We start from the raw sequence: 18,563 nt of genomic DNA, 5'->3' as shown, positions 1-18,563 counted from the left end.
TCATGGCTCACGACCACACCCAAGATCATCGCCCGCCCACGGACCTTGGCCCCGCGTTCCGCTGGGCCGTAGGCCTGAACACGGGCTACGTGATCGTGGAAGGTGCAGCGGGCTGGATCACCGGATCGCTGGCCCTGCTGGCGGATGCCGCGCACAACCTGACCGACGTAGCCGGTCTGCTGATCGCCTGGGGGGCAGCGGTGCTGGCCAAGCGGGCGGTGACGGCACGGCATACCTGGGGTCTGGGGCGGGCCACGATCCTTGCCGCGCTGTTCAACGCCATCGCCATTCTGGTGGGTGTCGGTGCGGTGACGTGGGAGGCGGTGCAGCGGCTTTCTGACCCAGTCGCCGTGCCCGGCCTGACGGTGATGTTGGTCGCGCAGGTCGGGATCGGGGTGAACACGGGCTCTGCGCTCTTGTTCATGTCTTCACGCAAGGGCGATCTGAACGCGAAGGGCGCGTTCCTGCACATGGCGGCAGATGCAGCGGTTTCGGGCGCGGTTGTTCTGGCGGCGGTGGGAATCATGGTCACTAGCTGGGATTGGCTTGACCCCGCCGTGGCCATCGCGGTCAGCCTGCTGATCGCCGTTACCGCCGCCGGATTATTCCGCGAGGCGCTGCACCTGAGCCTTGATGGTGTGCCGTTCGAGATTGATCGTGCTGCCATTGCAGACTGGCTGGAGAGACAGGATGGCGTGCAGGGCCTGCACGACCTGCACATCAGTCAGGCACCGTCCAGTCGAGGCCAACCAGACGCAGCAGGCTCTCGACGAACCCGGTCGTCTGCCGGAGCGCCATGCCGAATAGCACCTTCATCGTCAGGCAGCTCTGAATGGCAGTATCGCTGTAGGTCTGCTGGCGGCCACGCCTCCCCGTCGGCACGGAATCCCAGCTCATCTCGGGGTCGAACCAGATCGTCAGCGAGCCCCGGCGCTTGAGCGCTTCATTGTAGGCTGGCCAGTTTCTGGTCCTGTAGGTTGGCGGTGTGGGTCTGCTCATACATCACAGCTACCACCCTGGATTCACGATCTGAATCCCTGACGGGCTTTGTGCAACAGAGCCGGTTGAAACTTAGTCCAGAGACCACACCGAAGCTGTAGATTTGCCGCCCCCTCTGGACAGACGTATGCCGCGGTAGCACGCGGCTGTAGGCGCAAGAGAGGAAGGGCAACTACTGGGGACGAGTAAGCAATCTTCCTCATCTGCTCTAAGGTAATTACCCAATATGCACAGGGCGCCCAAACGTTTTAATCTTATCATATCAGGGAATTATCGTCCTGCAGAAGGGAGCGGCCATCATGAAAACGTATTGCCGATCACTTCTTGGCGCATTGGCGCTCGCTCTCGCCACAACTTCGCCGCTGCTGGCACAACAGGAGGCAGCCGACAACGGAACTGATCCTACCAAGCTTCGGCGGACGTTCTGGACGTCATATGAGCATATGGACCTCGGCACTGACGCAAGCCGAGGCACGTTCAAGCTGATGTATGAAACCCCGGTCTCGCCAAAGACTTCGCTGCGACTGACGCTACCTGCAGTCGCAATCGAAGCGCCGGGGGTGGACCCAGGAATGGAGTTTGGAGATATCGCCCTGCGGGCCACGCACCTGCTGAGCGTCACGCGCGACCGAGGTATCGTGCTGCAGGGCGAGGTCTTTGCCGATACCGCCGGACGGCCAGAGCTTGGCTATGGCACCATCGTGCTCAAGGGGACAGTGATCTATGCGAAGTTCCTACAAGGCGGGCGGATCTTCGCCCCGGCAGTAAGCCATGCGCAGTCGGTGGGCGGCGATCGCCAGATCCGTGAGACCACAGTGGACTTCTACTATGTTCCGAAGCTGCCCGATCCTGCATGGTACATGACCGTCGATCCCGCAATCATCGGTGATTGGGAAAACGACCGCCTCTACTCCAGCATTGCCGTTACCACCGGGCGCGCGGTCGGCAAGATCGGTGGCGGTGTAGCTCAGGTCTATCTGAAGCCAAGCGTACTGGTCGGCGGGGATCGGCCCGCGGATTGGGCGATTGAAGCAGGCTTTCGCGTCATCGGTTTCTGACGCCGCTCGCAGCGGGTCAGAAAAGAGAGAACCCACATTATGTTAGGAGACACCATGATTTTCTTGCTTTCTCGAGCTTTTGCGCTTGGCGTGATGGCTGGCACTCCTGCGGTGGCCGAACCGATCACCGTCAATGCGACAAACTTCATTCGGGCGGAAACTGATCTCTATTTCTCGGCCGTTGTCGCTGCGCGAGGTGGGATCGGCATTCTAGGTCATGATCGCGCAATGACGCCTATCGACGATCAGGCGATTATCCGCCTGAACCGCGACACCCTTTATTCCTCTGCGGTGTTCGATCTGGACGCAGGACCCGTGTCTATCATCTTGCCCGATACCGGCGGGCGGTTCATGTCGATGCAGGTCTTTGATCAGGACCACTATACGCACGGCGTCTATTACCAGCCCGGGCCTGTGACGCTTACGCGTGAGGACATCGGGACACGATATGTCATGGTGGGTATCCGCACGCTAGTGAATCCCGATAATGCGGCTGATCTGGAGGCAGTGCACAAGTTGCAGGACCAGATCACGGTAGAACAGCCTGGTGGGCCGGGAAGTTATGAACTTGCCCAATGGGATGGCGCAAGTCGCGACGCCACCCGTGCCAAGCTCCTGGCACTGGGTGACGATCTGCCCGATACCCGCGGAATGTTCGGTGCCAAGTCCGAGGTCGATCCCGTGCTGCATTTCATCGGCTCAGCCATGGCATGGGGCGGTAATCCGGATCGCGACGCACTTTATCTGAACCGCACAGCGCCGAACAACGATGGCCAGCAGGTCTATCGCCTGACGGTCAAGGATGTGCCGGTCCAAGGGTTCTGGTCGATCACCATCTACAACGCCCAAGGCTTCATCGCTGAAAATGACCTGAAGAAATACACGCTGAACAACCTGACTGCAGAGAAGGCGCAGGACGGTTCGGTAACTGTGCAATTTGGTGGATGTGACGGTAAGATCGCCAACTGCCTGCCGGTGCCGGAAAACTGGAACTGGATGGTACGGCTTTACCGTCCCGATGCTGCCATTCTCGACGGCAGCTGGACCTTTCCCGAACTGGAGGCCGTGCAATGAACCGCCGCACGCTTCTGAAGCTGTCGGTTGCTGCCACCGTGCTTCCAGCTCTCCCGGTCCTGGCGCAGGATTTGAGCGCGAGTATCCGCGACGCCTATATCTATACCTACCCGATGGTGAAGAACTATCTGACCATGTATCAATACGCGGTCGAAAAGGATGGCAGCCAGTACAAGGGCCCGTTCAACGAGATCGTCAGCATTGCACGCGTCTACACGCCCGAGGATACGGCGATCATCACGCCCAATTCTGACACGCCCTACTCCTTCATCGTCTTCGATCTGCGGGCCGAGCCGATTGTCGTGACCATGCCTGCGATCGAGTATGACCGCTATTACTCGTTGCAACTGGTCGATCTTTACACCAACAATGTCGATTATCTCGGCACTAGGATGGACGGCAACGAGGGCGGCGATTTCCTGATCACCGGACCCGGCTGGAAGGGCAATGTGCCCGAAGGCATCAAGCGTGTAATCGAAATGCCGACATGGCTGGGCCTTGGCGTGGTGCGAACGCAGCTTTTCTCGCCTGATGATCTTGAGAAGGTGAAAGAGATACAGGCGGACTACACGTCGCAGCCGCTCTCGGCTTGGGAGGGAACAGCGGCACCAGCCGCAGCGCCTGCGGTAGAATGGCCGCCGATCTCGGATGCGCTGATGGAGACGGATTTTTGGAATCTTGCCGCTTTCCTGCTGCCATTTGCTCCGCCATGGCCGGGTGACGAGTCGCAGCGCGAGAACCTGACGAGGCTGGGCATAAGGGACGGCGCAGCCTGGCCCCCCGCGGATCTCCCCGCCGATACCATTGCGGCGATGGAGGCGAGCATCGCGACGAGCTACAAGGAGATCCGGGACGCGGCGGGAACGCTCACCGACTCCTCCAAGCTGTTCGGCACCCCCCGGCAGATGCAGGGTCAATACATGACCCGCGCCGCCGCCGCGCAAGGCGGGATCTATGGGAATTCGGCCGAGGAAGCGCTGTATGTCATTCAGGTTCTGGACGGCGACAAGGTCCCTATGGACGGCAATGCGGGCGCCTATCGCCTGACCTTTTCGGCAGAGGGCCTGCCGCCGGTCGATGCCTTCTGGTCGTTGACGATGTATGATCGCGACAGCCAGCTTCTGGTTGCCAATCCGATCAACCGCTATTTGATCAATTCCGCCATGCTAGAGAGCCTGAAGCGCGACGATCAGGGCAACATCACGCTTTACCTGCAAAAGGAAAGCCCCGGCGCGGATCTGGAGACAAACTGGCTGCCTGCCCCGGATGCGCCGTTCTACACGGTCATGCGCCTCTATCTGCCAAAGCCCGAGGCACTGGACGGCCGCTGGAAATCACCAGCCATCGTAAAAGCCGATTGAACACTTGATCCGGAGAGGGGCCATCGTCGGCAAACTCTGGTCTCAAGCTTGGTACCCCGTTTCAGGACATGGATCCGATGAAGCAGCTTCTACTGATGATGATCTTTCTTCTGGCGGCTTGCGGGGACAAGCCGGGGCAAGAAGTGCTGTTGCCGATGCAGGCCGCCATGGCGCCAGCGGAACCGCTGCGAATGTTCGTCGCGACGACGCGCGGCCAGTCGCAGCAGCAGGCACTGTTTTTTGACAATGGCCGGTCGCCGAATGTCAGCTATGTGTCGTATGACATCTCGATCCCGCCCGGACACAGGGCGGGAGTCATCGAATGGCCGAAAGGTCAGCCTGATCCTCGCACTGATTTCGTAACGGTGGGCCGTAGCAATTACAACCGGCGCGGCTTTCTGAATGCACTGGCGGCGAGCGGCGCGACAGATGTCAGCTTGTATATCCACGGATACAACAACAGCATGGAGGAGTCAGTCTTCCGCGCCGCCCAGATCGCGAAGGATGCCGATGCCGGAAGCGTGCCGATCCTGTTTGCCTGGCCTTCGGTCGCCCGCGCCACAGGCTATGTCACCGATCGTGACGCAGCGGATTTTTCCCGCGCGGCCTTGGCCGGGCTGATTGCCGATCTGGCCGAAAGTTCGAAACTGCGGCGCATCTTTGTCATCGGTCACAGCATGGGCGGACGCCTGACAATGGAGGCCCTGATGCAATTGCGCCTGAGCGGACGCACCGACGTCCTGCGCCGGATTGAAGTGGTGCTGGCCGATCCCGATATCGACCAGGACCTGTTCTGGGAACAGGCACGGGCAGTGGGCAAGATGCCTGTGCCGCTTGCGCTGATGGTCGCGCCTGATGATCGAGCGCTGCGCGTATCGCAGATCCTTGCCTCGGGGCGGGAACGGATTGGCAAGGTCGATATCCGTGACCCCGCGACCGTGGCCAAGGCAGAGGCGCATGGCGTTCGGATGGTCGATGTGACGTCGCTGGCGACGGATCGCATGGCCCACAGCCGGATCGTCCAGCTGGCCGCGCTTTACGACACCTTGCCCGCGGCAACGCCAGGCACCGGGTTGCGGCGTGCGGGCGCCTTCGTCCTCGGGACTGTCGGACTGGGCATGGCAGAGATCGGGTCCGAGATCGGCCGACGCTGACGCAAGATGCCTTTGCAAAGGAGGATATGAAGATGACGCGGAATATTCTGGTGGCGGGCCTGGCCGCGGCCCTTGCGGCAACTCCGGCCTTGGCGCAGGACGGAAGCTGGCATTACAGCGCGACCTCCTATCTCTGGTTCCCGGACACGAAGACGCGAGTCCAGACCTCGCGCGGTCCGGCGGAAAGCGAACTGAGCGTGAGTGACGCGCTGGAAAACCTCGACATGGGCGTCATGCTGACCGCGCAGGCGCGCCGTGACCGCTGGTCGCTGGTGGCCGACCTGATCTATCTTGACGTGGACGGCAGCGCGCCGAGCCCCTTCGGTCTGCTCTTTTCCGAAGTGGCCACGGAAAGCAGGCTGACCTCGATCAGCGGGTATGCCCTCTATCAGGTCTGGGCGAACCCCGATCACAGCCTGGACCTGGGCATGGGTTTTCGCGCTGGCAAGGCCGATGTCACCACGACCCTTCGCGCGGGCGTCCTGCCTCAGGAAAAGCTGCACGTCACTGACAATTGGGTCGATCCGCTGGTCGCCCTGCGATACACGGGCCAGATCGCGCAGGGCTGGAGCGCGAACCTTGCGCTGGATTACGGCGGCTTCGGCATCGGCAGCGCCTCGGATGAAACCTGGCAGGTCGTCGCCACAGTGGGCTATCAGCTGAGCGAGAGATGGTCCCTGCAGGGCGGCTACCGGCATCTGCGCATCGATCAGGAAAAGGACGGACTGCCCTATCGTTTGGAGATGTCGGGACCCGTGATCGGTGTCAGCATGAGGTTCTAGGCAAGAGCCTTCGTGAAATGGCAGTCAAGGGGGCCGTCATAGACGCAGATTGCAACCATACCGTCCTTGTCGTCGACGATCATGAGATCGTCGTGAAGGGGATACGCGCCACCATCGCGGACAAGCCGGGCTGGCAGGTCGTTGGCTCGGCCACCGATCCGGCGCAGGCGTTGGCGCTGATTGCGGATCTGCGCCCCGAAGTTGCCATTTTTGATTACAGCATGGCCAGAATGGACGGTGTCGAACTGACGCGGCGCGCGCTGAAACTGCACCCGTCGCTGAAGGTCCTGATCTTTACCATGCACTACAGCGACATCGTCATCCGCGATGCGCTTCTGGCCGGTGCGCAGGGTTTCATCCTGAAATCCGATCTGACCAGAACGCTGGATGCGGGACTGGATGCGCTGGCCCTGGGCGAGCCGTTTCTGCCGGGTCCGGCCGCGAAAGTCCTGCTGCGCTCCTATCTGGGCAAGTCCACCGAAGAAACCCCAAGCCTGACCGCACGCGAACGCGAGATCATCAAGCTGATCGCTTTGGGTCAATCCGGCAAGGAAATCGCTCTTAAGCTTGCGGTCAGCCCAAAGACCATCGATGCCCATCGGATGGCCATTCATCGCAAGCTGAACCTGCGCAATCTGGCCGATTTGGTGCGCTATGCCGTGCGCAATGGGCTGATCGAGCCCTAGGGCTCCGCATGATTGAAGTTTCGGGCCAAATGATTTTCACGCCATCAAAACGTTGGGATCTGCTATTCATGGTGTGTCCTGCTTGATTGGTCGCGATGAATGAGCTTGGTCCCAAGGCGACGATGCCGAAACGCCGCGAAGGCATCCGCGGGGTCTACCTGGGGATCGGCAGTGCCCTAGCCTTCACGCTGATCGGCGGCGCAGTCACCATCCTTTCCTCGGCGTTTTCGGATCGAGATGCGCGCCTGGCACAACTTCCACAGATGGCCGGACGTCTGTCGCTGCTTCTGGATCGAGAGGTCGAAACCACGCTGGCGCGTCTCGTCGGGCTTTCCAGCTCGCCAGCCCTGCTGCAGGAGGATTTGCGTGCGTTTCACCAGCAGATGGTGCGCACACCCATTCCCAAGGGCACGGTGCTGGCCCTCTCCGACAAGGAGCGGCAACTTGCGAATGCGGCCATGCCGTTCGGCACCGCTCTGCCCGAACTCAGCGCCTATACGCCGCAGCCGCTGTTCTTCGAGAGACTGGAGGGCGGGGGCACGTATATCTCCAGCCGGGTTTATGGACCGATCTCCAAGATCAATGCCGTGACCGTCAGCATGAAAATTCCGGATGCGGATGGAAGGCTGAAATACATCCTCACGACTGCGATCCTGGGTGATCGCTTCGCCCAATTGATGCGCCATGCCGAACAGCCCCTGCCGGGCGGTCGCATCGTCCTCTTCGATGCGATGGGCCAGGAATTAACGGGTTATCCCGACACGGGCACCGTGTCTGCAATCCCGCGGTTGATCGAGGCTGGGAAGTCAGCGAGCCGTGGATTGGTTACGGACAGCGATGTCGAGCCTGCCGTTGTGACGGGCTATGACCGCTCGGTGCTGACAGGCTGGACCGTCACCGTCTCCGCCGGTCGGAAATGGATTGATGAGCCGCTCGTCCATGCCCGCAACCTGTTGATGGCCATAAGCGCCGCTGTTCTGGCGGTTGCCGGGCTGGTCATCATGATCCTGCGCAACCGCGTCTCCCGCCCATTACAGGAGATGGCCACGCAGCTACAGGACGCAAAGCGCGAAGCTGTCGAACTAAGCAACACGCTGATCAGCGCGCGTACGCAGGAGCATCGTCGTATCGCGCAGGAATTGCACGATACGACGGCGCAGAAACTGGTTGCTGCGGACCTTTACCTGCAAGGCATGGCGCGAAAAGCGCCGCCATCAGGCGACGGGCAGGCACAACTAACCCTCGTGCGCAAACTTCTGTCGCAAGCGCTAGATGAATTGCGCACATTCTCTTTCCTTTTGCGGCCGGACCATCCAACGGATCAGGGCTTCAGTGACTGCCTCCAAGCGCTTGTCAGCGGGTTCTGCGACCGCGCGGGCCTGCGCTGCGCGACGGATTTTCCTCCATGGCTGGATGACCTGGATGAACAGACGCAGACCCTGTTCCTGCGCATCACCAACGAGGCCCTGTCGAATATCTATCGCCATGCAAAGGCGACATCTGTTTCAGCCCGCGCAACGGTGACTGGCGAGGAATGGATGCTGACGATCGAAGACGATGGCGTGGGCGGGGTGACCTTTCCCAGCAAGCCGGGCCAGAAACTTGTCGGTCTCGGGATTGCTGGCATGGCCAAAGCTCTTGCCGAGCATGGGGGCAAGCTGCAAATAGTGCCTTCGGCAACCGGCACCACACTGATCGCCTCGGTGACTACAGGAAACAGGCGACAGTTTTCCTGACGGCGGGTCATACGATAGCGCCAGCAGGTTTGCGGGGGGTTGTCCTGTTGGTCGACAAGGCTCGTCATATTGGCGCAGCCTGTATGACGCAGCACTTGCACAGGGCACAGTCACCATGTGTGCTCCCTCTAACCCGGGGCAACCTCCGCCTTGTTGAACGCCTGCTTGCACAGATGCGGCGGATCATGGACATCAATGCCGCGACGGGTGTGACGCTGGAAGTTGTGGAAGCTGCCCGAGACCGGCTCGTGATCGGGCCGGGTGACTGACAAATAGCGCCAGAAGAACCCTGCCATTTAGCGCAGAAATCTACAGGCCTAGCCTCTCTCGAAAAATCCTACGACGCCTGCAATCGCCATGTGCTGCGGTTTCCCGGCCAGCTGGTCGCGGTCGAGCTGGATAGGGCTGTCCTGCTGTCCCTGCGCCAGCTCATGCTTGATGGACACCCTAACCGCTTCGGGCGGCCGGGGCGGGGTTTCCGCGCCGAGGACTGGACGACCCGCGCCTTGATGGACGTGAATAATCAGCTTGCCCGGCCCGGACGCCTCGAGCGCCGCAACACCCTCTGAAATATCCTTGTGGTGAGGATGACTGGCCGCCCCCTCGGGGCGGCTCTTTTCTTTGCCCTGTTCCTGGTGTTCGCCGGCGCCGACGCCCTGGCAAGCCAGAACGCCGGCGACGGCGCGGCGCTAAGGCCGCGCCGGGCCCGTTGCATGGCCAGTAGCAGCGCATCACCGTGTTGCATTTAGTGCCAAATATGGTATTTATTTTAGCATGAAAAGAGGCTTGATATGACGGATTCTGAAAAAGGTGCGCTAGCAAAGCTCGCGCTGTTTGCTCTGGGAGCATTCGCCATCCTTCGCCTGACGTATACTGACGGCTGGAGGTTTGACACGGTCCTGGGGTCCGCGGCGAATGCGGCGTTGATCGTAGGCGTCCTCGCACAGATCGCTTTGGAATTGCTGCTGCGCTTTGCTCCGGATAGCTGGCTTCCGGACGATTTGCTCGCCGAATTGCCGAGATGGCAAACAGGGGTGGTCTTGCTGTCCTTGATCGCTGCCTCGGTCAGCCTGCTCATCGCTCAATGAATGACCTTGTGGAGATCGAACATGCAACGTGTTGAAGCCCAGATTGCGGTCAGTGTCTCTGATCTGAAGAAAAGCCCGACCGCCATTATGGATCAGGCGCAAGGGGAGGCCGTCGCCGTGCTGAACCACAATCGCGTCATGGCTTATATGGTCCCTGCCGATGTTTACGAGGCGATGATGGAGCGGCTGGACGACCTGGCGCTTGTCGATGTCATTAAGGCCCGGGCGGATGAAACGCCGATCAGCGTGGGCCTCGATGACCTTTGAGCTTAAGTTCCTGCCATCCGCACTGAAGGAGTGGAAAAAGCTCGGTGCCACGCTTCGGGAGCAGTTTCGGAAGAAGCTGGCCGAACGTCTGGAGCAGCCCCGTGTTCCTGCTGATGCGCTGCATGGTCTGGAAGATCATTACAAGATCAAGCTCCGCAGCGCCGGCTACCGACTCGTCTATCGCGTGGAGGATGCAGAAATTACCGTCACTGTGGTCGCAGTTGGTCGTCGCGAACGAAGCGAGGTGTATAAAGCTGCAAGCGCACGGCGCGATGATCGACCCAAAAGCTGACGTCCATTCTGGACCTTGAAAAGCGGCAGATAGTTTCGGGAGGATCCACGCAGGATCATCAGACCAGGCGCAGCGTGGCCGCCCCCTCGGGGCGGCTTTTTCTTTGCCCTGTTCTTGGTGTTCGCCGGCGCCGTGGCCCTGGCAAGCCAGAACGCCGGCGACGGCGCGGCGCTAAGGCCGCGCCGGGCCCGCTGCGCGGCAGAACCGTCGCGCCATCGGTCGCGTCCGGCTGTTAACCCGGCCAGCGCCAGGCGCCGGCCGGGGCCGGACCTATCCACCACCACACGGATCTTGTCATTCTACCACACTGGTCAAGGACGGCGGCCGCTTGAGCGCGGCCTTGCAAGCGGCCCGTGCCGGGCCGTCCCTGACTCAGCGTGCCGCATGCCTGCGACCGTGCGGGGCGGCTAGAGCCTCGCAATCTTCGGTCTCATCGCTTACATTTCACAAGGAGCATCCAATGAGCGACGCCGACATGACCACCGCCGAACAGTCCCTTGCCGATGACAAGATGCGGGCCGAGATCGCCAAGCTGATCGCGGAAACCTCGAAGATCAATGCCGAGGCCCGCTGGTATCCGCTGGCCGTCGCGACCGGCCTCGTCGGCGCCATCGCCGGCCTGACAGCCTTCATCATCAAGCTTTTCGGTCTCTGACCTATGCGGCCCCTTCGGGGGCCGCTTTAACTTCAGCCGGGCGCAGCCTGGTCGTTCTCTTCCCCGCCAGTAATGCCGCATCGGCCGCGGCCGAGGCAGCGCGGAAAGGTCGCGGATCCTCATGTAGATCGGCCCAGGCTTCGCTGTTCCAGAATGTCGCAACGTATAGCTTCATGGCTGATCCTTCACGCCAGATCGGTTTCAGAAAAGTCATTGCCCTTGTAGAGCAAGGGCACATGGTAGGCTTTCGCGCAGGCGTAGGAGAGCGCGTCCCCGAAATTGAGCTGCGCAGGGTGGCCGACGACCTTGCCGTAAACCGACAGCGCCCGCATCGCTTCCTTCCCCATCCCCGTGGTGATGTGCATCTCTTGCGCTTCGGCCGCCTCGAAAAACCCGTCGACCAGCTCGGCCGCCGCGGCAAAGTCCTCGGCTACCGCCGGGCCCTTGCCGCGGGCCTGCACCTTGGCTCTGACCAGGGCGAGCGTCGCTTCCATCCGCACGACCGGCGAGAACCGCAGCGCGCCGCGCGAGGCCTCCATCGCCTTCAGCAACCCGGGCGCTTCCGGTTCGTTCAGCAGCACCGCAACCACCGCGCTCGCATCCAGGAACATCAGTCCTCGCCCCATTGCTCATCAAAGAACGGCTTCAGGTCTTCGCCCGTGCTGACGAACCCCGCCTCGGCCGCGCGGCGCTGGATCCTGCCAACCCGATCCACAAGCCGTTCCTCGGCGGCAAGCGCCTCGATCTGCGCGGCAAGCGCCTTGCGCACCGCCTCGGACTTGTTTTTTACGCCAGTCATGGCACAGTATTTGGCGACCAGCGCGTCGATCTCATCGCCCTTGATAAGCATTGCCATCGGTCTATCCTTTGTGGTATAGATGATATATAATTTTCAGTATATACTTTTGCAAGGAGGATGACGTGCGACTGATCTTCCGTCTCGGCATCGCCGGCGTGGCCGCCTATGTCTTCATGCCCGTCCTGCAGGACATTGCTGCGGTCGATCCCATGGGCAGCGTCGCTGCAGGCCTCGGCGCCGCCGTAGCTGCGGTTGGTTATATCACCGCATGACCCAAAGCACGATTAAAGAACCCACCTATCGCCTCGGCCATTCCAGCTTTTCCGCCGATGCGGAACGCCTGCAACAGATTCTAGCATGGGCGCACGAGAAGAAGGCACGGCCGACCTGCCTGTGTAGTCGGGCGGAGCCGCCCATGTATGTTGCCAAGATCGGCTCCGGATTTTTCCTGAAGCGAATGCCCGGAACCGGCCATCTTCACGAGCCCTCCTGCCCGACCTTCGACCCGCCGCCGGAAGTGTCCGGCCTGGGCCAGGTCAACGGCCAGGCAATCGTCACGGACGAGGCCGGCGAGACGCTTCTGAAGCTCGATTTTCCCCTGTCGGTCAAAGGGGCCCGCGCCACGCCGGTAGGTGATGGCGGTGACGAAGCCACGTCCGCCGAAGCCAGCCCGTCGAAACTCCGGCTGCTGGCAACACTCCATTACTTGTGGGAAGCGGCCGACCTCACCAAATGGCGCAGCGCCTACGGTCGCCGGCGCAGTTGGTGGATCGTGCATCGCGAGCTACAGGGCGTCGCAGCCAGGACCAAGACGAAGGCCGGAGCAATGGCGGATACCCTGTTCGTTCCGCCTGTCTACTCCATCGAGGACAAGGACAGGCTCGCCGCCGAACGTCGCCGGTTCATGCACCGGCTTCTGCCGGCGAAGGGCAAGCCGGTTCCGCTCGGCATCCTGGTCGCGGAACTCAAAGGTCAGCAACCGTCCCAATACGGGAGGAAGCTCACCTTCAAGCATTTGCCCGATTTTCCCCTGTTCATGGACGAGGAAACAGGAAAGCGGTTCGACAAAATCGCCGGCGAGAAGGTCGAAATGGTCGAGGCGATGCCCGACACCCATCTGATCTGCATCGCCACCTTCAGCACGAAGGGAAACTACGGCAATGTGCGCGAAATCGCTGTCATGCCGGTCACCGGCCAATGGCTTCCGTTCGACAACGAGCGGGAACATGAATTGGTCCAAGCATTGATGGATCGCGATTTCGTCAAGTGTCTCAAATACAACCTGAAGGCCGGCGCTCCTGTCGCAAACGCCTTGCTGCTGGACGCCGAAAGCCCTGTGGCCCTCTTTTCGCCGCCCGCCGACATGCCCGGCGAGGAAGAGGATGAGCTTCGGGCCATCGCTGCCGAAGGTGTCTATCCTGCCTGGCATTGGCCGGCAGGAGAGTTCGAAATGCCGGTGCTGCCGGAACGGAAGGGGGTATGAGCGGTCGGCGCCTATTCGGTTACATACTTGACCCGTTCGGTCGGATCACCAGTGCCGCGCACATGCGATCTGCGCCAGGTCAGTTGCCCATTTCGTGCCAGAAAAAAGTGCCCGCGCACCCAATGGGCGGATCGGGCCGCTATCGCGACCCGGTCGCCCTGATGATGCGCGTCACGTTCGGTGCGGCCGGCGCGGGACAGCCGGATCACCGAGGGCGCAAAGCGTGGCGCCCGGCGCCCGGCGGTATTGGCCGCCTTTGCATCGCTCTTCGACAGCGGGCGAGCTGCGTCGCGTTCCAGGATCTTCGGGCGCGAAAGGGTCGCACATAGAACCGCGAACAGGCTGCCGATGCGCACCGCGCCGTTCATATCCTCTCTCAAGCGATCATTCGGTGTTACGCCCTCCCGAGCCGCAAACCGGTCATAGAGTTGTGCGACAGGTGTTCGCGTGGTCGAGACGTCGTTAGGGTGAAAAATCACTTCGGCGCCACCGTAAACCGGCTGCCAGGGCTTGTGGTCGTGCAGAGCGTGCACCGGCAAGACCTTGATACCGTCCGTTTCGGCGGTCACAAGCGCGCCAATGCTGGCTTCGCCGGAACCGTCCTGAAGTTCGGCAATTGTCTCGATCCAGATCGAGTCAAACGGCATACGGGTATTGCCGATCGACTGAAGCAACTCCTCTGTGCTCAGCCCCGAAGAGAGATCGACAAGGTAATCCCTCGCATGTCGATCAAGGACATATGCTTCGCTATCAAGAATCCGGTTCAATGTCGCATGTGCAAAACTTGGGTCGTCGTCCCAGACCAGAAGTGACCTGGCACCCTGAAGCTCCTTTAAAACCAAGTCGCGGAGCGTTCGAAATGGTGCGCGGTCATCATGCTTCATCGAGGAACTTTCTGCGATGCCAAGCCTCTTTCAAAGCGTATCGAGGCTGACGCGGAGGTTCAATGACCTGGGCGTCTGCCCGCCTTGACACCTGGTTCTACATGGCAAAGGGCCATGCCTTTGATCTTGACGATATGAAGACGCGGTTGGTCGAGATTGCAGCCGATCACGGCATGTTCCTGGACAAGAGCAGTCGTGTTGATCGCGGTATCATGACTTATGGGCCATCGCGCGCCGAGATCGAGCGTGCCGGCCGTGAGGGCCGCGCGCCTGTTGAGCGGCCCAGGCAGGGCAGGGCGCTTGCCGATGCCATGGAACAGGTCGAAGAGAACGCACGGATGCTGCGCAGCATGGCATCCTTCGCGTCGATTATCAGTGACGAGGACCTGGCGCTGAAAATCGACGCGGCCGCCGAGACCCTTGAGAATGGCGGTATCATCCACCCCCGAAATCAGGAGATCATCATGGATGCCGAGACCATCAAGACACGTGGAGACCTGGCCTCATCCTTCGGTAAATGGCTGGACGACACCGAGAAGGACATCAGCAGGCTGCCACATGCAGAGCAGCGCGAGATGCGCAGCGAATTTTATCAGATCGCCGCTGAAATCGTGCGCGATCTCGGGGATGACCGTGGTGCGCAGCTGATGCACCACGAGGCCCGCACCGCGCTGTATCAGACCCAGATCACGTCCGACACCGTGTCCGGGATCGGCCAGGAGAAGCAGGTCGGGGAAGATGGCGCCCGCGAGATGAAATCCAGGATCGAGCATCTGGCCGAGGAAGCGGGACTGGATCGGGCCAAGATCAGCGAACGCATGAGCCTTGGCGCGGCGAACGCCTGGCAGGAGCGGGAGTGGATCAAGGAGGATCTTCTTGCCGTCGCCGACGCCAAGAAGATCGACCTGTCCAGCGAAGAGGGCAGGGGACGCGCAGCTGACATTGTGGACGGGTTCTACAATGCCGCCGCCAAAGTCATATCCCAGGCCATTCAGGTCGATCTGACGCCTGAGAACGATCGCCTGACCCGGACCCTTGGCCACATGGCCGACAGCCTGGGCAAGCACGGCAAGGTCGAGTTCCAGAACGACGATGACGCGCGACGTTTCGGCCAGGACTTCCGTGAGCGGTATGGTCAGGACAGCATGACCCGGATCGCCGAAGGCGACACAGGTGCTTTGGCGGTCGATTTCCCAGACGAGAACCGCCGCCGCGACGTCGCCAAGGCCGTGGTCGCTGCCGCCCGCGTTCATCAGCCGGTCGGACTGACGCTTGAGCAGGTCAAGCATGCCAACGAGCGGCTCGCAGAGCAAGAAAGTGCGGAGCTGGTTCATACCCGCAGCAAGGATCTCGGCCACGAGCTCTGAGCAAAATTAGCCGTAACCCTTTCCTTCAGGTAGGGGTCAAGGCTCTTCCACTTCCCGTCGTTTCTTTTCCGCCTTGCGCCGGGCTTGTTGCGCGGCTGAGCACCGGCTGCGCTCCGGGTTCAAGCGTATCCCCCCGGCCGATCCCCCGGCCCCGCAGCGCCGAGGCCAGCCGGCAGCAATCGGCCCAGAGCCGGCATAGCCGTGGCGCTGGCGGCCATGGATCACCGCCGGGTGGTCGGGATGGATCCGCGCCGTCCGCCGCAGATAGGATATGGGCGTCATCGGCTGGTGGTTGGCCGCCGTTCGTTCCAGCCCCTCGTCGTATTCGGTCATGCTTCCCCCTGATCCGCCCGGATGCGTCGGACAATGCCTATCCCCTTGCCGGGCGTTCGGCCACCGGTTGGCCGGCCCTGCGCCATTCCCCGAAGCCGCCGCGCAGGGACCGCGCGTCCAGCCCCATCTCCTGCGCCACCCTCGCCGCCAGCAGCGAGCGCCAGCCCGAGGCGCAGTAGAACACATAGGTCCCGCCCTCGGCAAAGCGAGGTCTGTGATAGGGGCTGTCGGGGTCGATCCATTGGTTCACGGTCGAGGTGGCGACGACAATCATCTCTCTCGTGCGCGGAATTCGTCCGGCCGATGCGCCAGCGTCAGGAACACATTGGGGATGAAGCCGGATCTCTCCTGAACCGCCTCGATGCGGGTGTGGATGTTCTCGGGCGGCTGACTTTTTGGAGCCTACGGTAAGCAGCCTGGGTCGTCGGGTCAGGTTGTCGGCAATCCTGTCCGCGACCAGGACAAAACATCATCAGAAGGAAGAAACTTGGAAGGCCCGTGCGTAAGACGGCGCAGCGGCACCGGCCGCGCGGGCAAGCGCCGCCGTTTCACCCTGTCGGATCAGCGGGCAGATCGCGACGATGGAAAAGGCAGCGCGGTCGCCGAAGGGGGTGAGCCGCCCCCAAGGGTGGCAAGCGACAGCCCGCTTGCGCCGTATTGTCCCCACGGCATTGGGATGAATCGGCCATGGGTCCGTGGCCGGCTTGGACGGGGAGTATCACTCCACGCCCTCGACGATGACGATTTCCGCGATGCCGGCATCTGTCCTGTTCGCCCTGGCGGCCTGGTAGATGTCGGACCTGTAGCAATCGCGCGCCGCCTGCATCGAGGGAAACTCGATCACCACGTTGCGCGGATGGCCTTCGCCCTCGAACTGCTCGAAGGCGCCGCCCCGCGCCAGCACGCGGGCGCCGAATTTGCGAAACGCCTGCGAGGCGCCCTCTGCATAGATCGCATAGGGTTCGGGATCGGTCACGGTGACATGGGCGATCCAATAGGCTTTCGGCATGGTTCCCTCCTGTATGGGGGCGGGGCGCGGCTGTGGCGCGCCCCGCCGGTCGGTTCAGCGGTTCAAGAGTTTCGACAGGACCAGATAGGCGATCCCCGCCACGAACAGGCCGACGAACCAGGCATAGGTATAGATCGACATGAACAGGGCCGGCGCGCTGGACGACAGGCCGATGGCCACCATGAAGCCCGGAATATTGGGCAGGATGCCCAGGATCAAGGCCCCGATCCCGGCCCAGTTGTTGCCGCCCGAGCCCTCGTAGATGCCGCCGCGGCGGAAAAGGTCGGGAACGCTCAGCCGGGTGCCGCGCAGCAGGTAGTAATCCGCCAGCATGACGCCTGCGATCGGACCCAGCAGGGCCGAGAACGCCACCAGCAGATCGACGATGTGGTTGATCAGCAGCCAGGGGAACATGGCCAGCCCGATCGCGGCGGTGATGTAGCCCCCGCGACGCAGGTTGATCCTGCTGGGCGCGAGGTTCGAAAAGCCGTGCGCCGGAGCGACCACGTTGGCCGCGAGGTTGGTGGTCAGCGTCGCGACGATCAGCGCCACCAGCGCGACGATGATGCCGACGCCGCCCATCCGCTCGGTCAGCTGGATCGGGTCCCAGATCGCCTCGCCATAGATGACGATCGTGGCCGAGGTCACCGCGGCCGATATGAAGGCGAATAGCGCCATCGGCAGCGGCAGGCCGATCAACTGGCCCAGGAACTGGTCCTTTTGGCTGCGGGCATGGCGGGTGAAGTCGGGAATGTTCAGCGCCAGCGTCGCCCAATAGCCGATCATGCCCGTCAGGCTGGGCCAGAAGACGGACCAGAACTGCCCCTCCTTCGGCTGGCCGGGGGCGAACTGGCTGGGTGCGGACAGCATCGGGCCGAAGCCTCCGGCCTTGACCCAGGCCCAGGCCAGCAGCGCCAGACCCATGGCGATGAGGAAGGGTGCCGACCAGGTCTCGAGCCAGCGGATCGATTCCGTTCCGTGCTTGATGAAATAGAGATGCAGCCCCCAGAAGGCCAGGAAGCACAGGAACTCGGTCAGGTTGATGCCCAGGATCGGCAGTGCCTCGGAGGCGAAAAGCCCGCCCGACAGCGTGTTCAGGATGACATAGATGGCCGAGCCGCCCACCCAGGTCTGGATCCCGAACCAGCCGCAGGCGACGATGCCGCGCGCCACGGCGGGAATGCGCGCGCCCATCGGCCCGAAGGAGGAACGCAAGAGCACCGGGAACGGAATGCCGTATTTGGCCCCGGCATGGCCGATCAGCACCATCGGGATCAGCACGATGGCATTGGCCAGAAGGATGGTGATCACCGCCTGCTTCCAGTCCATCCCCGCCCCGATCAGATACGAGGCCAGCAGGTAGGTCGGGATGCAGACGACCATCCCGACCCAAAGCGCCGAGATCGAGACCCAGGTCCAGGTCCGTTCCGCGACTGTTGTGGGCAACTGGTCCTCGTTGTAGAGGTCCGGGTCCAGGTCATCGGCCGGCAGGCCCGACCGGGACAGCATTTCATAGGCGGTTGCCTCGACTTGTGT

21 protein-coding genes and 4 pseudogenes are annotated in these 18,563 nt (G+C 61.8%); 15 read left to right on the top strand and 10 right to left on the bottom strand.

Translation table 11 applies throughout. From position 1 onward, the window contains the following. Window positions 1-2 precede the first annotated feature (2 nt). Window positions 3-677, top strand: a pseudogene (locus tag ACFOMP_RS17055) (cation diffusion facilitator family transporter); the annotation flags it as partial. A 46-nt stretch (window positions 678-723) separates the two neighbouring features. On the opposite strand, the pseudogene ACFOMP_RS17050 reads toward ACFOMP_RS17055, so the two are convergent. After that, a pseudogene (locus ACFOMP_RS17050) lies at window positions 724-999 on the bottom strand (transposase); the annotation flags it as partial. Between the two features lie 299 nt (window positions 1,000-1,298). On the opposite strand from ACFOMP_RS17050, the gene ACFOMP_RS17045 reads away from it, so the two are divergent. The 7 genes from ACFOMP_RS17045 to ACFOMP_RS17015 all read left to right on the top strand — a co-directional run bounded on the left by ACFOMP_RS17045 (window position 1,299) and on the right by ACFOMP_RS17015 (window position 8,850). Next, complete coding sequence (locus ACFOMP_RS17045) at window positions 1,299-2,057, top strand: hypothetical protein (protein WP_379032713.1); 759 nt, start codon at window positions 1,299-1,301, stop codon at window positions 2,055-2,057. Window positions 2,058-2,111: 54 nt separating this feature from the next. Then, window positions 2,112-3,131: a DUF1254 domain-containing protein gene (locus ACFOMP_RS17040; protein WP_379032710.1), complete on the top strand. Its 1,020-nt coding sequence runs from the start codon at window positions 2,112-2,114 to the stop codon at window positions 3,129-3,131. Beyond that, on the top strand, window positions 3,128-4,492 hold the full coding sequence (locus ACFOMP_RS17035) for a DUF1254 domain-containing protein (RefSeq protein ID WP_379032707.1): 1,365 nt from the start codon (window positions 3,128-3,130) through the stop codon (window positions 4,490-4,492). The genes ACFOMP_RS17040 and ACFOMP_RS17035 overlap by 4 nt, the downstream gene beginning before the upstream one ends. Window positions 4,493-4,569: 77 nt before the next feature. Beyond that, window positions 4,570-5,646 (top strand): alpha/beta hydrolase, encoded by a 1,077-nt coding sequence (locus tag ACFOMP_RS17030; protein WP_379032704.1) that lies wholly within the window; start codon window positions 4,570-4,572, stop codon window positions 5,644-5,646. Window positions 5,647-5,672: 26 nt separating this feature from the next. Beyond that, entirely contained in the window at window positions 5,673-6,428 is a 756-nt protein-coding gene (locus ACFOMP_RS17025) for a hypothetical protein (protein WP_379032701.1), read from the top strand. 17 nt (window positions 6,429-6,445) lie between these two features. Beyond that, a complete protein-coding gene (locus ACFOMP_RS17020; RefSeq protein ID WP_379032698.1) occupies window positions 6,446-7,114 on the top strand; it encodes a response regulator in 669 nt (222 codons plus the stop codon). 95 nt (window positions 7,115-7,209) lie between these two features. After that, window positions 7,210-8,850 (top strand): histidine kinase, encoded by a 1,641-nt coding sequence (locus ACFOMP_RS17015; RefSeq protein ID WP_379032695.1) that lies wholly within the window; start codon window positions 7,210-7,212, stop codon window positions 8,848-8,850. 128 nt (window positions 8,851-8,978) lie between these two features. On the opposite strand, the gene ACFOMP_RS17010 is transcribed toward ACFOMP_RS17015, so the two are convergent. Continuing rightward, window positions 8,979-9,146 carry a hypothetical protein gene (locus ACFOMP_RS17010; protein ID WP_379032691.1) on the bottom strand — a complete coding sequence of 56 codons (168 nt, stop codon included), beginning with the start codon at window positions 9,144-9,146 and terminating at the stop codon, window positions 8,979-8,981. A gap of 495 nt (window positions 9,147-9,641) precedes the next feature. Between ACFOMP_RS17010 and ACFOMP_RS17005 the strand changes: the two genes are divergently transcribed. From ACFOMP_RS17005 to ACFOMP_RS16990, 4 genes are all read left to right on the top strand, one after another. After that, window positions 9,642-9,938, top strand: a complete 297-nt coding sequence (locus ACFOMP_RS17005; protein ID WP_379032688.1) for a hypothetical protein — start codon at window positions 9,642-9,644, stop codon at window positions 9,936-9,938. A 21-nt stretch (window positions 9,939-9,959) separates the two neighbouring features. After that, window positions 9,960-10,205, top strand: coding sequence for a type II toxin-antitoxin system Phd/YefM family antitoxin (locus tag ACFOMP_RS17000; RefSeq protein ID WP_104491151.1), 246 nt, complete (start codon window positions 9,960-9,962; stop codon window positions 10,203-10,205). Continuing rightward, window positions 10,195-10,497 (top strand): type II toxin-antitoxin system RelE family toxin, encoded by a 303-nt coding sequence (locus ACFOMP_RS16995; protein WP_104491150.1) that lies wholly within the window; start codon window positions 10,195-10,197, stop codon window positions 10,495-10,497. The genes ACFOMP_RS17000 and ACFOMP_RS16995 overlap by 11 nt, the downstream gene beginning before the upstream one ends. Window positions 10,498-10,957: 460 nt before the next feature. Next, a complete protein-coding gene (locus tag ACFOMP_RS16990; RefSeq protein ID WP_010400642.1) occupies window positions 10,958-11,152 on the top strand; it encodes a hypothetical protein in 195 nt (64 codons plus the stop codon). A 185-nt stretch (window positions 11,153-11,337) separates the two neighbouring features. On the opposite strand, the gene ACFOMP_RS16985 is transcribed toward ACFOMP_RS16990, so the two are convergent. Then, window positions 11,338-11,763, bottom strand: a complete 426-nt coding sequence (locus ACFOMP_RS16985; RefSeq protein WP_379032683.1) for a type II toxin-antitoxin system VapC family toxin — start codon at window positions 11,761-11,763, stop codon at window positions 11,338-11,340. Further along, entirely contained in the window at window positions 11,763-12,008 is a 246-nt protein-coding gene (locus ACFOMP_RS16980; RefSeq protein WP_010400651.1) for a type II toxin-antitoxin system VapB family antitoxin, read from the bottom strand. The genes ACFOMP_RS16985 and ACFOMP_RS16980 overlap by 1 nt, the downstream gene beginning before the upstream one ends. Window positions 12,009-12,073: 65 nt before the next feature. Between ACFOMP_RS16980 and ACFOMP_RS16975 the strand changes: the two genes are divergently transcribed. Next, window positions 12,074-12,223 carry a hypothetical protein gene (locus ACFOMP_RS16975; protein WP_156429282.1) on the top strand — a complete coding sequence of 50 codons (150 nt, stop codon included), beginning with the start codon at window positions 12,074-12,076 and terminating at the stop codon, window positions 12,221-12,223. After that, window positions 12,220-13,434, top strand: a complete 1,215-nt coding sequence (locus ACFOMP_RS16970) for a DUF1173 family protein (protein WP_379032680.1) — start codon at window positions 12,220-12,222, stop codon at window positions 13,432-13,434. The genes ACFOMP_RS16975 and ACFOMP_RS16970 overlap by 4 nt, the downstream gene beginning before the upstream one ends. 11 nt (window positions 13,435-13,445) lie before the next feature. Here ACFOMP_RS16970 and ACFOMP_RS16965 read toward each other — a convergent pair whose 3' ends face one another. After that, on the bottom strand, window positions 13,446-14,318 hold the full coding sequence (locus ACFOMP_RS16965) for a hypothetical protein (protein WP_379032677.1): 873 nt from the start codon (window positions 14,316-14,318) through the stop codon (window positions 13,446-13,448). Window positions 14,319-14,380: 62 nt separating this feature from the next. Between ACFOMP_RS16965 and ACFOMP_RS16960 the strand changes: the two genes are divergently transcribed. Continuing rightward, window positions 14,381-15,685 carry a hypothetical protein gene (locus ACFOMP_RS16960; protein ID WP_379032674.1) on the top strand — a complete coding sequence of 435 codons (1,305 nt, stop codon included), beginning with the start codon at window positions 14,381-14,383 and terminating at the stop codon, window positions 15,683-15,685. 36 nt (window positions 15,686-15,721) lie between these two features. Here the strand turns inward: ACFOMP_RS16960 and ACFOMP_RS16955 are convergent, their stop codons facing one another. The 5 genes and pseudogenes from ACFOMP_RS16955 to ACFOMP_RS16935 form a co-directional block, all read right to left on the bottom strand. Further along, complete coding sequence (locus ACFOMP_RS16955; RefSeq protein WP_379032671.1) at window positions 15,722-16,018, bottom strand: hypothetical protein; 297 nt, start codon at window positions 16,016-16,018, stop codon at window positions 15,722-15,724. 37 nt (window positions 16,019-16,055) lie between these two features. Then, window positions 16,056-16,259 (bottom strand): annotated as a pseudogene (locus ACFOMP_RS16950) (rhodanese-like domain-containing protein); the annotation flags it as partial. Further along, a pseudogene (locus tag ACFOMP_RS16945) lies at window positions 16,260-16,393 on the bottom strand (peroxidase-related enzyme); the annotation flags it as partial. 343 nt (window positions 16,394-16,736) lie between these two features. Next, window positions 16,737-17,027: a DUF1330 domain-containing protein gene (locus ACFOMP_RS16940; RefSeq protein ID WP_104493782.1), complete on the bottom strand. Its 291-nt coding sequence runs from the start codon at window positions 17,025-17,027 to the stop codon at window positions 16,737-16,739. Between the two features lie 54 nt (window positions 17,028-17,081). Further along, entirely contained in the window at window positions 17,082-18,536 is a 1,455-nt protein-coding gene (locus ACFOMP_RS16935) for an NCS1 family nucleobase:cation symporter-1 (RefSeq protein WP_104493787.1), read from the bottom strand. Window positions 18,537-18,563: the final 27 nt, after the last annotated feature.

The organism is Paracoccus simplex, assembly GCF_042648325.1.
Taxonomy (GTDB): Bacteria; Pseudomonadota; Alphaproteobacteria; order Rhodobacterales; family Rhodobacteraceae; genus Paracoccus; species Paracoccus simplex.
This window is presented reverse-complemented; position numbering and strand designations above follow the sequence as displayed.